The 14,234-nt window shown below is 66.7% G+C and carries 9 protein-coding genes; 6 read left to right on the top strand and 3 right to left on the bottom strand.

Annotation, left to right across the window (positions count from 1 at the left end; translation table 11 throughout):
- Nucleotides 1-144: 144 nt before the first annotated feature.
- The 4 genes from XH90_RS02430 to XH90_RS02415 all read left to right on the top strand — a co-directional run bounded on the left by XH90_RS02430 (nt 145) and on the right by XH90_RS02415 (nt 6,698).
- Complete coding sequence (locus XH90_RS02430) at nt 145-1,668, top strand: caspase family protein (RefSeq protein WP_194479042.1); 1,524 nt, start codon at nt 145-147, stop codon at nt 1,666-1,668.
- Nucleotides 1,669-1,810: 142 nt separating this feature from the next.
- Nucleotides 1,811-2,482, top strand: coding sequence for an OmpA family protein (locus XH90_RS02425; RefSeq protein WP_194482561.1), 672 nt, complete (start codon nt 1,811-1,813; stop codon nt 2,480-2,482).
- A gap of 143 nt (nt 2,483-2,625) precedes the next feature.
- Complete coding sequence (locus XH90_RS02420) at nt 2,626-3,555, top strand: efflux RND transporter periplasmic adaptor subunit (RefSeq protein WP_194479041.1); 930 nt, start codon at nt 2,626-2,628, stop codon at nt 3,553-3,555.
- Nucleotides 3,555-6,698, top strand: a complete 3,144-nt coding sequence (locus tag XH90_RS02415) for an efflux RND transporter permease subunit (protein ID WP_194479040.1) — start codon at nt 3,555-3,557, stop codon at nt 6,696-6,698. The genes XH90_RS02420 and XH90_RS02415 overlap by 1 nt, the downstream gene beginning before the upstream one ends.
- Nucleotides 6,699-6,780: 82 nt before the next feature.
- Here XH90_RS02415 and XH90_RS02410 read toward each other — a convergent pair whose 3' ends face one another.
- Nucleotides 6,781-7,455 (bottom strand): Crp/Fnr family transcriptional regulator, encoded by a 675-nt coding sequence (locus XH90_RS02410; protein ID WP_194479039.1) that lies wholly within the window; start codon nt 7,453-7,455, stop codon nt 6,781-6,783.
- A 236-nt stretch (nt 7,456-7,691) separates the two neighbouring features.
- On the opposite strand from XH90_RS02410, the gene XH90_RS02405 reads away from it, so the two are divergent.
- Nucleotides 7,692-9,752, top strand: a complete 2,061-nt coding sequence (locus XH90_RS02405; protein ID WP_194479038.1) for an AsmA family protein — start codon at nt 7,692-7,694, stop codon at nt 9,750-9,752.
- Nucleotides 9,753-10,001: 249 nt separating this feature from the next.
- Nucleotides 10,002-12,449: an adenylate/guanylate cyclase domain-containing protein gene (locus XH90_RS02400; protein ID WP_194479037.1), complete on the top strand. Its 2,448-nt coding sequence runs from the start codon at nt 10,002-10,004 to the stop codon at nt 12,447-12,449.
- A 197-nt stretch (nt 12,450-12,646) separates the two neighbouring features.
- Here XH90_RS02400 and XH90_RS39570 read toward each other — a convergent pair whose 3' ends face one another.
- Both XH90_RS39570 and XH90_RS02395 read right to left on the bottom strand, forming a co-directional pair.
- Nucleotides 12,647-12,769 carry a hypothetical protein gene (locus XH90_RS39570; RefSeq protein WP_256442497.1) on the bottom strand — a complete coding sequence of 41 codons (123 nt, stop codon included), beginning with the start codon at nt 12,767-12,769 and terminating at the stop codon, nt 12,647-12,649.
- A gap of 70 nt (nt 12,770-12,839) precedes the next feature.
- Nucleotides 12,840-14,135, bottom strand: a complete 1,296-nt coding sequence (locus tag XH90_RS02395; RefSeq protein WP_194482560.1) for a Spy/CpxP family protein refolding chaperone — start codon at nt 14,133-14,135, stop codon at nt 12,840-12,842.
- Nucleotides 14,136-14,234: the final 99 nt, after the last annotated feature.

The raw sequence follows: 14,234 nt of genomic DNA, 5'->3' as shown, positions 1-14,234 counted from the left end.
GCGTCGCGGTCAATTGTCGCGATAATGCCGAATCTCCAAGCGGTTGACGCCCCCGTTCGCCGGTTTGATAATGCACTTTGCGTAAGTTAAGGTCGCCGCGGCGCAAGCTGGGAACGGCGCCTTTTTGGCTGGACCGCGCTGATTATGAAAATTCGCTTCCTTTTTCTTCTGCCGTTGCTTGTCGCGTTTATCCCGGCCGCCCCGTCGCATGCGGCCGGTGACCGCTTCGCGCTGGTGATCGGCAACGCCAAATATCCCGATGCCGACAGCCCGCTGAAGGAGCCGATCAACGACGCCCGCGACGTCGCCGACGAGCTCAAGCGCGACGGCTTCACGGTGGAGACCGGCGAGAACCTGACCGGCGACGGCATGCGCCGCGCCTTCGACAAGCTCTACGGCAAGATCAAGCCGGGCTCGGTGGCGCTGATATTCTATAGCGGGTTCGGCATCCAGTCGGCACGGCAGAGCTACATGATCCCGGTCGATGCGCAGATCTGGACCGAGTCCGACGTCCGCCGCGACGGTTTCAGCATCGAGGCCATCCTCGGCGAGCTCAACACGCGCGGTGCCGGCGTCAAGATCGCGCTGATCGATGCCAGCAGACGCAACCCGTTCGAGCGCCGGTTCCGCAGCTTCTCGGCAGGCCTGACGCCGGTCATTGCGCCGAACGGCACCCTGGTGATGTATTCGGCCGCCCTGGCGTCAGTGGTGTCGGATGCCGGCGGCGACCACAGCCTGTTCGTGCAGGAATTGCTCAAGGAAATCCGCGTCCCCGACCTGATGGCGGAGGAAACGCTGAACCGCACCAAGATGGGCGTCACCCGCGCCTCGCGCGGCGAGCAGGTGCCGTGGATCTCGTCCTCGCTCGCCGAGGATTTCTCGTTCATCCCGGGTGCGACCGGATCGCGCCCGACGGCGATGACGCCGCCGCCGGCGTCCCCCGCACCACCGCCTCCCGTTGCCAACAATCCGCCTCCGGCTCCGCCAGCCCCGCCGCCCGCACCCGTGGCTGCGAACAATCCGCCGGCGCCGCCCGCACCTCCGTCACCACCGCCGCCGGCGCCGAAGCCGCAGGTGGACGCCGCGCTGCCTCCGCCGCCACCGCCGGTGAAGCCGGCCGAGACGGCTCCGGCGCCGAACGCCGATGGCGGTCCGAGCGCGGCCGCGCTGGCGGAAGATCCCACCATCAAGGGCCTCACGGCCAAGATCGCCGCCAACCCTGACGACGTGAATGCGCTGTACCGGCGCGGCCAGGTCTATGCCAGCAAGGGGGCCTACCGCCTCGCCATCAAGGATTTCGACGACACGCTGCGGATCAATTCGAAGGACGTCGAAGCGCTGAACAACCGCTGCTGGACCCGTACCGTGGTCGGCGACCTCCAGGGCGCATTGAAAGACTGCAACGAGGCGCTACGGCTGCGCCCGAATTTCGTCGATGCACTGGACAGCCGTGGGCTGGTGAACCTCAAATCCGGGGCGGTGAAGAACGCCATCGCCGATTTCGACGCCGCCCTGAAGATCAACCCCCGCCTGACCTCCTCCCTCTATGGACGGGGTGTGGCCAAGCAGCGCAACGGCTCCGCCCAGGAGGGCGGACTCGACATCGCAAACGCCAAGGCGATGGACCCGAACATCGTACAGGAATTCGCAAGTTACGGAGTGCGTTGATATTTTTTGATTTGAGGCGGGCGGCGCCTCGAACCCCAGGCCTCCCCGCCAAGACTAACTGAACGGATGCCGCAGACGGCCCTGTCGTGGGCCTGTTGCAGGAAATTTGGAACCGCGCGGGCTTGCGCAGGAGGGACAGATGATGAGACTGGCTGCAAAAGGACTGACCGCGATCCTGTCCGTCGTCACCCTCGGTGCCGCGCTGTCGCTGACACTCTCACCCGCCCTGCCCGGCGACGACGGCAACAGCAAGAACGTCACCGAGGACGAGATCGTCCGCGCCCTGGCGCCGCCGCCGAAAAAGCCGCTGACCCGCGGCCTCTCGATCGGCCCGCAGGCGGATCCCGTCCCGAACGCGGCGGAAACCAAGTTGATCCAGTCGGTCCGCGGCCGCGCCACGCGCTCGCTGTCGTCGACCGAGCGCGAGGAGATCGCCACCGCCGCCAAGGACAAGCCGAACATCGATCTGGAAATCACCTTCGACTACAACTCGGCCGACATCAGCGCCAAGTCGCTGCCTTCGGTGCAGGCGCTCGGCCGCGCGCTGACCAACCCCGACCTGAAGGGCTCGACCTTCGTGGTCGCGGGCCACACCGATGCCGCCGGCGGCGAGAGCTACAATCAGGAACTGTCGGAACGTCGCGCGGATTCGATCAAGCGCTACCTCGTCGAGAAGTACAGCATCGCCGCGGCCGACCTCGTCACCGTCGGCTACGGCAAGAGCAAGCTGAAGGATCCGAGCCAGCCGATGGCGGAGGTGAACCGCCGCGTGCAGGTCGTGAACATGGAAAACAAGACCACCGCATCGAAGTGACCACGACGTAATCCTTTGCAGTGACCAGTCGTGATGTGGTGTAAAGTCTCAAGCCCGGCGCGCGTCCTGCAGCCCTGCGGGACGCCGCTTCGTTTCAGGGAAACCTTTCCGATAACCACACGCCAGGCCAGGATGATCCGGCGATGAACATCTCCGAATATCTCAAGCCTGCGGGTACCGTGGCGTTCATCATCGCGCTCGGCGTCGGCTATTACTGGTTCGAGCATCGGCATCGTCCCGAGGCGAAGGACACGCCGGGCGAGGCGCTCGTCATCGTGGCGAAGTCGACCAATGCCTGCTTCTCCGACCTGGTGCGGGTGACCGGCTTCTTCGTGCCGCGGCGCGAGGCCGTGGTCATGGCCGACCAGGAAGGATCGAGGGTCACCGACGTCTTCGTCACCGAAGGCGCTGTCGTCACCGACAACCAGGAGCTGGCGCGGCTTACGCCGCCGCCGCAGATCCCGGGGCAGCCGCAACGGCCGGGCAACCAGGGCCCGATCTCGCTGAAGGCATCCGCACCGGGCCTCATCACGGAAGTCCGCACCATCGTCGGCGCACCCGCATCGCCGCAGGCGGGGCCGATGTTCCGCATTGCCGTCAACGGCGAGATCGAGCTGGATGCGCAGGTCCCGGCCGTGCACATGCCGAAGCTCAGCCCCGGCGCGACGGTGCGGATCAGCCGCGACGACGCCGCCGATTTGATCGGCAGGGTCCGGCTCGTCGCCCCCGAGATCGACCGCGCCACTCAGCTCGGGCACGTCCGCATCAGCGTGACCAACAATCCCTCGCTGAAGGTCGGCATGTTCGCCCGCGCCTCCATCGACGCCAAGCGAAGCTGCGGCGTCGCGGTGCCGAAGACCGCGATCGACCACCTCACCGTCCAGGTGGTCAAGAGCAACACCATCGAGACACGAAGGGTACGCGTCGGGCTGACATCCGACAGCCAAACGGAAATCCTCGAGGGCGTCGACGTCGGAGAAATCGTCGTCGCCGACGCCGGATCATCGCTGCATGACGGCGACCAGATCAAGACCATGTTCGCCGATGAACTCGATCGCACGCGGGTACGCTGATGGCTCTCAATATCTCGGCATGGTCGATCCGCAATCCGCTGCCATCGGTGGTCTTTTCGATCATCCTGTTGATCCTCGGCTGGACCTCATTCACCAAGCTCGCGATCACGCGATTGCCCTCGGCCGATATTCCGGTGATCTCGGTCGCGGTCTCGCAGTTCGGCGCCGCACCGGCCGAGCTCGAATCGCAGGTCACCAAGACGGTTGAAGACGCCGTCTCCGGCGTCGAGGGCGTGCGGCACATCACCTCCTCGATCACCGACGGCGTGTCGGTCACCACCATCCAGTTCGCGCTGGAGACCAATACCGACCGCGCCCTCAACGACGTCAAGGACGCAGTGACGCGCGTGCGCTCGAACCTGCCGCAGAACGTCACCGAGCCGCTGATCCAGCGCGTCGACGTGATCGGCCTGCCGATCGTCACCTATGCCGCAATCTCGCCCGGCAAGACGCCGGAGCAACTCTCTTATTTCGTCGACGACGTGGTCAAGCGCGCGCTGCAGGGCGTGCGCGGCGTCGCCCAGGTCGAGCGCATCGGCGGCGTCGAGCGCGAGATCCTGGTCTCGCTCGATCCCGATCGCCTGCAGGCGATGGGGCTGACCGCCGTCAATGTCAGCCAGAGCCTGCGCGGCACCAATGTCGACGTCGCCGGCGGACGCGCCGAAATCGGCAAGAACGACCAGGCGATCCGGACGCTGGCCGGCGCCAAGACGCTGAGCGACCTCGCCGGCACCATGGTCCCGCTGTTCGGCGGCGGCGAGGTCAGGCTCGACGATCTCGGCACCGTGACCGACACCATCGCCGACCGCCGCACCTTCGCCCGCTTCAACGGCGAGCCGGTGGTCGCGCTCGGCATCAAGCGCTCCAAGGGCGCCAGCGACGTGAAGGTCGCCGAAGCCGTGCAGAAGCGCATCGACGCGCTCAAGGCCGCCTATCCCGACGTCGATCTCAAGCTGATCGACACCTCCGTCGAATACACCAACGGCAACTACGAAGCGGCGATCTCGACCCTGTTCGAGGGCGCCATCCTCGCCGTCGTCATCGTGCTGCTGTTCCTGCGCGACCTGCGCGCCACGATCATCGCCGCAGTCTCGCTGCCGCTGTCGATCTTCCCGGCCTTCTGGGCGATGGACATCCTCGGCTTCTCGCTCAACCTCGTCAGCTTCCTCGCCATCACGCTGTCGACGGGTATCCTGGTCGACGACGCCATCGTCGAGATCGAGAACATCGTGCGGCACATGAACATGGGCAAATCGCCTTATCGTGCCGCGCTGGAAGCCGCCGACGAAATCGGCCTCGCCGTGATCGCGATCTCGCTTACGATCATCGCGATCTTCGCGCCCGCGAGCTTCATGTCGGGCATCGCCGGGCAGTTCTTCAAGCAGTTCGGCATCACCGTCTCGGTGCAGGTGTTCTTCTCGCTGCTCGCGGCCCGCTTCGTGACGCCGATGCTGGCGGCCTACTTCCTCAAGCATCACGCCCACGAGGAGCCGCCGCCCGGCCGCATCCTGCGGACCTATCACGGCCTCGTCTCGTGGTCGGTGAAGCACTATTTCATCACCGTGCTGATCGGCTTCGGCATCTTCGCGGCCTCGATCTGGAGCATCACGCTGCTGCCGCAGGGCTTCCTGCCGGCGCAGGACAGCGCCCGCTCGCTGCTCGCCCTCGAACTGCCGCCGGGCACGCAGCTCGCCTACACCGAGAAGGTCACCGAGGACATCGTCGCACGCCTGCGCAAGCGGCCCGAGGTGAAGAGCATCTTCGTCGACGGCGGGCGCGTTCCGCCGGGCACCCAGGAAGTCCGGCGCGCCGCCCTGATCATCAACTACACGCCCAAGAACGATCGCAAGATCACCCAGCGCGAGCTCGAATTCTCGATCAGCCAGGAGCTGGAGAACGTTCCCGACATCCGCTTCTGGTTCCTCGACGAGAACGGCCTGCGCGCGATCTCTCTGGTGGTGACCGGCGTCGATGCCAACATCGTCAACAACGTCGCCAGCGAGCTCGCGACGCAGATGAAGCGGATTTCGACGATCTCCAACGTGATCTCGGAAACCTCGCTGGAACGTCCCGAACTGCGCATCGAGCCGCGCGCCGATCTCGCCGCACGGCTCGGCGTCTCGACCGAAAGCCTGTCGCAGACCATCCGCGTCGCCACCATCGGCGACGTCGGTCCGGCGCTCGCCAAGTTCGACGTCGGCGACCGCCTCGTGCCGATCCGGGTGCAGCTCGAGGATGCCGCGCGCGGCAATCTCAAGACACTCGAGCAGTTGCGCGTGCCGCTCGGCGAGCACGGCGAGAAGGGCGGCGTGCCGCTCTCCGTCATCGCCGACGTCAAGCTCGACCAGGGCCCGACCAGCATCAACCGCTACGACCGCGAGCGGCAGGCCACCGTCGCCGCCGACCTCGTCGGCTCCGCCGCGCTCGGTGACGCCACCAAGAGGATCTACGACCTGCCCGTCATGAAGAGCCTGCCGAAGGGCGTGAAGGTCTCCCCCTCCGGCGACGCCGAGAGCCTCAACGAGCTCTCCGACGGCTTTGCCACGGCGATCACGGCCGGCCTGATGATGGTCTATGCGGTGCTGGTGCTGCTGTTCGGCACCTTCCTGCAGCCGATCACCATCCTGTTCTCGCTGCCGCTCTCGATCGGCGGTGCGATCGCGGCGCTGCTCGTCACCGGCAAGCAGCTCACCACGCCGGTGTGGATCGGCATCCTGATGCTGATGGGCATCGTCACCAAGAACGCGATCATGCTGGTTGAGTTCGCCATCGAATCCATCAACTCCGGCAAGCCGCGCGACGAGGCGATGATCGACGCCGGCATGAAACGCGCCCGTCCGATCGTCATGACCACGATCGCGATGGCGGCCGGCATGATGCCGAGCGCCCTTGCCGTCGGTGCGGGCGGCGAGTTCCGCTCGCCGATGGCGCTCGCGGTGATCGGCGGCCTGATCTTCTCGACCATCCTGTCGCTGGTGTTCGTGCCCGCGATGTTCATGGTGATGGACGATCTCGGCGCCCTGATCTGGCGCTTCGGCAAGCGGCTGATCGTGCACAGTGCGGATGCAGAGACGGACGGTCGTCACGACGCCGCGGATGCTGCGCCGGCACCGAAGAGCATCGTGCACCCTGCGGCGGAGTAGATTTCCTCCGCCTTGTCTCAAACGAGTGCACGAGCAGCGATAGTCGCGGCAAAGCGAACCTCCTTGCCGCGATCCGCCACCCCTACTCGTTCCGCGCGATCGCCGTCAGCTTGGTCATGTTCCGCAGCAAAATCCGGCCGCGCTGCAGATCGAGGATCGCTTCCTTGCGCCAGGCCTGAAGCTGGCGGTTGACGCTCTCGCGGGCGGCGCCGACGAAGACGCCGAGCTGTTCCTGCGAGATGTGCACCTCGGAGCCGAAGTCGGCGGCGAGCGCGCAGAGCCGCCGCGCCAGCCGCACCGGCAGCGGCTGCAACATGGATTCCTCCATGCGCTCGCTCTGCCAGCGGATGCGCTGGCACAACAGCGCGATGATCTTGATCGCGACCTTGGGCTCGCGCTCGAGGAAGGCGAGGAAGTCTTCGCGCCGCAACACGAACAATTCGCTGGTTTCGCCGGCCGTCGCATCGGCAGTGCGGCTCTGGCCATCGAGCACGGCGACCTCGCCGAACAGATCGCCCGGCCCCATGAAGTTCAGCGTCAACCGGCTGCCGTCGGAGGCGCCGGTCTCGATACGGACCTGGCCGCGGCGCACGCCGAACAGCGCGTCGCCCGGATCGCCCTTCTGGAACAGCACCTCGCCATTCGCCAGATGCTGGGTGTGGCAGAGGGTGGACAGCCGCTGGAGTTCGTCCGCTCCGAGATCGGCGAACATGGCATTCATTTTCAGAATGACCGCAAATTCGGCCTGCTTGCTCATTTCAACGTCCTTGTGAATTTCTTGGTTAGTTTCTTTGGCAAATCGCTTGGGAGCATCAACGTCAGAATCGCGTAAAACCGCGCCGGAGAAGTGTGTCATAAGTCACATAACTTTGCAGCACCTCCCGACTATTTTTAGCGGCTTGGAGCGGCTTCCCGTCCCGGGATAAACTCTGGCGCAAAAGGACGGGTCGTCCGCCGGATTCGACGCCGCTCGTCCGTCGTTGGAAAGTCGACATGAGAGCCGTGAAATTCGCCGGCGCAGCCTTGGCCGCCGTCATCGTCGTGATCGTCCTCCTGCTGGTGATCGGTATCCCCTCGGGGTTGCTGACGACGACGATTGCCTCGCGCGTCGAGCAGGCGACCGGCTATCGCCTGTCGATCGACGGAACCGCCAAGATCAGCCTGTGGCCGACGCTGAACGTCACGCTGAACGACCTCACGCTGAGCGATCCCCGGGATCGCAGCGGCATCACGCGCGTGACGATCGACCGCGTGCAGGCCGACATGTCGCTCGCAAGCGCATGGTCGGGCCATCCCGACATCAGCGAGATCGTCGTCACCCATCCCGTGCTGTACCAGCCGCTGCTGCGTGAGCGCCTGCCGAACGCCGATGCATCGCCCAAGCCCCCGGCCCTCGACATGGGCGGCGCGACCATCGCCCGCGTCAAGATCACCAACGGCGAAGTCGCATTCGCGCGCGTGCGCGACCGCATCGACAGCCGCGTCAGCGCCATCAATGCCGACGCCGTCACGGGCCGCGACCGCAGGATTGCGATCGCCGGAACCGCACGCGTCGGCGAGCATCCGACCAGGTTCGACATCAAGGCGACCGCGCCGGCGCCGCCGATCGAGCGACAGACCATCCCGGTCGATTTCGCCATCGACATGCCCGACGTGTTGAAGTCGCAGCTCGCCGGCCATGCCGAGATGCGCCTCAACGGCGCGGTCGTGATGATCAACGGCGTCAACGGCACGCTCGGCGAAGGCGCCTTCAACGGCTGGGCCTCGGTCGACATCGCGAGCAAGCCGCTGGTGAAGGTCGATCTCGACTTCCGGCGGCTCGCGATTCCCCTGGCGAAATCGCCTGAGGGCGCGACCGGCCAGCCCTGGAGCGACGCACCGATCGACGTGTCCGGGCTCAACTATGTCGACGCGCAGATCAGGATCTCGGCCAGCGAAGCCGTGATCGGCGAGGCGCGTCTTGCACCGCTGGCGCTCGATGCAAAGCTCGCCGGCGGCATCCTGAAGGCAGGCACTGCGAATCTCGGCGCCTATGGCGGCCAGGTCTCGGGCGAGGTGATCCTGGATGCGACCAGCGGCGCGCCGAGCTTTGCGATGCATTCCGACCTCGTCGGCGTGCGCGCGCTGCCGCTGCTGCAAGGCCTTGCCGAATTCGACCGCATCGACGGCAAGCTGCAGGCCAAGCTCGCGCTGCGCAGCGCCGGCGCCAGTCAGCGCGCGCTGATGGCGAACATGCAGGGCACGGCCTTCGTCAATTTCCAGGACGGCGCCATCCGCGGCATCAATGTCGCGCAGATGATCCGCTCGCTGACGTCGGGCACGCTGTCGGGCTGGCAGGACAGCCAGAACTCCGGCCAGGAGCAGAGCAGAGAGCAGAGCACGGACCTGTCACAGCTCTCGGCCTCGTTCCGCATCGACAAGGGCCAGGCGGTGACGACCGACCTCAACCTGATCGGGCCGCTGGTGCGCGTCATCGGCGCGGGCACCATCGCACTCGACACCAAGATGATGGGCTTTCGCGTCGAGCCGAAACTGGTGATGACGACCGAAGGCCAGGGCCGCGCCTCCGAGCCGGTCGGCTTCGGCATTCCCGTGATGATCACCGGCGCATGGTCGCAGCCGCGGATCTACCCCGACATGGCCGGGATGCTCGACAATCCCGATGCCGCCTATGCCAAGCTGCGCGAGATGGGCAAGGGCCTGTTCGGGCCTGACGGCGCCGGGCTCGGCGGCATCCTGAACAGTTTCGGTCTCGGCGGCACTGCCCCGAGCGGCGGCAACGCCAATCCGCAAGCCCAGCAGCCAGGGCAAGGACAAGCACAAGGGCAGAACAACCTGCTCGGCGGCCAGCTGGGCGAGGCGATCGGCAATCTGATCCAGCAGGGGCTCTCGAGCGGCGCCGGCAACGGAACCGGCCGAAGCCGCAGCCTGCCCGGCGCGCCGACCACACCGGCGCCGCAGGCTTCGCCCGCCGCTCCGATCCAGAACCCGCCCGAGGCGCAGCAGGACAGCCAGCCGATGAACGACGTGATGCGGCAACTGTTCAATCGGTGATTGGCGGACCAGGGCGTCGCGCTCCGCGCGCAGCCGGAGACCCCCGCCTCGCCGATTTCTTCATCCGAACGGAGGAGGACATCTGCCGGCTGCGACAATTCACCGCCCTGCTGGCCGTCCGGGCGTTGTCCCGCGGGTAACCACACGCGCCCCTTGCCGGCTCCCTGCCGGTCCAAGGGCCCAAATTGTGGTAGAAAGCCGTGGGGCCCGTACGGCCCTTAGCGTCGGTCGCGGCGCGAGAGGATCCGGATGACGGGAGCGAAAGACAAGACCTGGTTTCTGCGCGAGGGCCTGTTCGCCAAATATGTCGCCTCCCTCGTCGGCCTCGTCGTGTTCGTGCTCGCCGTCAACGGCGCGATGGAGACCTGGATCTCCTATCGCGCCACCAAGACACAGCTGACCGACGGGCTCGAGGACAAGGCGCAAAGCGCGGCCCGGCGCATCGAACAGTCCGTCTCCGAGCTCGAGCGCCAGATCAGCTGGGTGACGACCGCCAGCCGGGACACGCTGGAGAAGCGTCGCACCGACTACACCCAGCTGCTGCAGCAGGTCTCCGTCGTCTCGCAGCTGTTCCAGCTCAACGGCGACGGCCGCGAGGTGCTGCGCGTCTCGCGCCAGTCGATCACGACCGGCAGCAATGCCGACCTCGCCCGCGACATTCGCTTCACCGAAGCGGTCGCCCGCGGCGTCAGCTATGCGCCCCCCTATTTCTCGGACCGCACCCCGTACATGTCGATCTCGGTGGCGCATTCCGGCTTCAATGCCGGCGTCACGGTGGCCGAGATCGATCTCAGCTTCCTCTCCGAGTTCCTGTCCGATGCGCAGGTCGGCAAGGCCGCCTTCGCCTATGTGGTCGACCCGCGCGGCCGCGTGCTGGCGACCTCGTCGAAGGGGCCCGATGTCGGCACGGATCTGTCGAAGCTGCCGCAGGTCGCGGCGGCGATCGCGCCCGGCCGCGAGGGCGACACGTCGGGCACCGACTTCAACGGCCATGCGGTGCTGTCGGCCGCGAGCACTGTGCCGAAGCTCGGCTGGAGCGTGTTGTTCGAGCAGCCGGCCACGCAGGCGCTGACGCCGATCCGCGACCAGCTGGTGCGCATCGCGCTCCTGATCGGCATGGGCCTTCTGGTCGCGATCCTCGCCGGCACGCTGCTGGCGCGCCGCATGATCATCCCGATCACGGCGCTGCGCGACGGCGCGCACAAGCTGGGCGAAGGCGATTTCAGCCACCGCATCGACGTGCACACCTCCGACGAGCTGGAGGAGCTCGCCGGCCAGTTCAACCGCATGGCCGGCCAGCTCCAGGAGACCTATACGAACCTCGAAACGAAGGTCCAGGAGCGCACCCGCGATCTCGCCCAGTCGATCAACGAGCTGAAGGTGCTGGAAGAGGTCGGCCGCGCGGTCTCGTCCTCGCTCGACCTCAACGCCGTGCTGCCGACGATCGCCGCCCGCGCGCTGGAGATCAGCCGCGCCGACGCGGTGCTGATCTACGGCCATGACGCCGCGCGGCGCAGCTTCAACCTGGTCGAGGCTGACGGCATCGACAAATCGGCCGGCGGCGCCCATGTCACCATCGGCGAAGGCGAGAACATCCTGAGCGATGCCGCGCGGAGCGGCGAGCCGATCGCGCTGCCCGACCTCGACCACGCCGCCGAGCAGCCGCTGCGCGACGTCGCGGTCGATGCCGGCTTCCATGCGGTGCTGGTGGTGCCGCTGGTCGACCAGCAGGGCACGCTCGGCGCGCTGGTGGTGCTGCGCCGGACCAGCGGCGCGTTCGAACCCAGCCTCACCGGCCTGATGCGCACCTTCGCCAACCAGGCCGTGCTGGCGATGCGCAATGCGCGCCTGTTCACCGAGGTCGATCACAAGAGCCACGCGCTGGAGACCGCGAACGAGACCGTGCGCGCCCAGGCCGACAAGCTCACCCAGCAGACCGAGCAGCTCAAGGACTGGAACAAGTCGCTCGAAGAGCGCGTCGCGACCCAGCTCAGCGAGATCGAGCGCATCCGCAAGCTCGAGCGCTTCCTGGCGCCGCAGGTGGCGCAGCTGATCGCCTCCTCGGACAGTCCGGAAGGCCTGCTCACCAGCCAGCGCCGCGAGGTGACCGTGGTGTTCTGCGACCTGCGCGGCTTCACTGCGTTCACGGAAGCGACCGAGCCGGAAGAGGCGATGAACGTGCTGCGCGAATATCACGCCGCGCTCGGCAAGCTGATCTTCAAATACGAGGGCACGCTCGACAAATATGCCGGCGACGGCGTGATGATCCTGTTCAACGCGCCGATCCAGTTCGAGGACCACACCGCACGCGCCGTGAAGATGGCGGTGGAGATGCGCGACACCATCGGCCCCCTGACCGAGCGCTGGCGCAACCGCGGGCACAGCCTCGGCTTCGGCATCGGCATCGCGCTCGGCTATGCCACGCTCGGCCAGGTCGGCTTCGAGCAGCGGCTGGAATATGCCGCGATCGGCAGCGTCACCAACCTCGCCTCCCGCCTGTGCAGCGAGGCCCACGCCAACCAGATCGTGGTCAGCCGCCGCGTCTACGGCATGGTCGAGCCCTGGGTCGAGGCGCGCGCGCTCGACGATCTCCAGCTCAAGGGATTCAATCACCCGGTGCTGGCGATGGAGATCCTGTCGTGGCGAGACCAAGTCGACAATGTCGTCGATGCGGCCGCCGCCCGGCGCAGAGGCTGACATCAACCACAAAACGCGAAAACAACCCCATGCACAGTAGGCAGGCCGCTGGGGAGCTTCGTGATTTTCCCGATTTGCTGATTTTCAGCAATTTTCTTTGACGCGTCGGGCAAAACACTGGCATGATGGCATCATCGGACGTTTGCGCCTGATCTCACCAAGCTCTGACGTGTTGCCTGTCGGGTCAGTCGATCCGCTCAGGCAACTGCGCTGTCGTTGATCTCACGGATCGCGCTGACGAGACGGACCACTTTGGCTTCGTCGAACAGGTGTTCCGGCCCCGTCGGCGCAATCGCGGTGAAGGGCGGTTCGTACAGCAAGGACGACCGCGTCGATGCCTGCCATTAAGATGGGTACATTGCGATTCGAGAATTCACGTCGGCCGGAGCCTCACGTCCCCCGCTTCGGCCCCATCGCCTCGAACCCTGCCTTCTGCTCGTCGCTCAGGTCCGCTTCGAAATCGTCGAGCGCATCGGCGACGCTGCCCACCGCCTGCTGCATCGTCTCGAGGCGCGCCCTCACGGCGGCGAGGCGGGCTTGCGGGGTCGCTTCCGTCTTCATCGGGCACGAGCTCAGCGTTTCCATCGTGCGCAGCGTGGTGCCCTGGAGCACGTCGAGCCGGGCGCGTCCGGTGTCGTCGAGCTTCAGCGTGACGGCCATGTCGTCGGCGGGCCATTGCTGCTGCACGAGCTGCTCGTACCGGCGCTGGGCCTGCACGTCGTAGCGGGGATCGTAGTCGGGATCGCAGGCGGCGGTCGCCTGCGCGTCCTTGGGCTGGGCCGAAGCCAGCGCCGCCTGGCGCTCCCTCGCCAGCGAATCGAGCTTTGCTTTCTGGCCGTCATCGAGGAGGTCGACGAATTTTGCCAGCGGCTGCGCCAGCGCGTCGGTGGCCTTGATCATCGCATCCAGACGGGCCTGCATCACGCCGAGGCGCTCCGCCGCAATCATCGGCGCCTGCGCCGGGCACGAGGCGCGGATGGTGTCGCGCGCCGTCGTCCAGGCGGACGCGAGCTCATCGAGCGCCGCGCGCTGCATCTCGTTCGGCTGCACCGTTGCGGCGATGCGGTCGACCGGCAAGCCGCCGGTGTCGCTGCTGTCGCAGACCGTCTCCGCCGACGGGACTCGCCGCGCCCGGCGGCCCTGCGGCGCGGTGTAGGCGGCGAGCTCGGGCGCCGCATAGGGCGCGAAGATCGCGGCGTAGATATCGCCATAGCCGTAGAGCGAGAGGCTGGTCGTATCGCCAAGGATGATTGCGGTGGTGAGATCGTCATGCGCGAACGGCCAGAACACCGGACCGATCCAGCCATAGCTGCCGTCAGGGTGGCGCCACCAGCCCTGCGGACGGCGGCCGCCGTGCCAGCCCGACAGCGCAGCCTGCGCCGTCATCGCCGCACGGACGACATAGGGATTGGCGGGCTGACCGCGCTCGCTGCCGCGCGGATCCTGCGATCTCAGCGCAGCGGAGCGATAACGATAGCGACCGCCTCGCACCGCCATGCGGGCATGGCGCAGGCGCGACAGGCCGATGATGTGACCGACGGCGAAGCGCGCAACGCCGAGCGGCCCGCCGCGCAGTCCGAACTGCGCTTGCGCGGTGTTGGGCAGCAGCACCGTCACAGCGACAAGGGCCGCGCCGGCAAGCGCCAGTCCCGAGCGCGATCTCGACAAGACCACTGACCTGACCACCGAGCCGATCACCGAGCCAAACACTTCTTGGCCCTCCTCCAGCGCCAAGCGCGCATCACGCCGCAGGGAGAAGACGCGCCGGGGAACCAAATGTTCCGC

It is taken from the genome of Bradyrhizobium sp. CCBAU 53338 (genome assembly GCF_015291665.1).
Taxonomy (GTDB): Bacteria; Pseudomonadota; Alphaproteobacteria; order Rhizobiales; family Xanthobacteraceae; genus Bradyrhizobium.
This window is presented reverse-complemented; position numbering and strand designations above follow the sequence as displayed.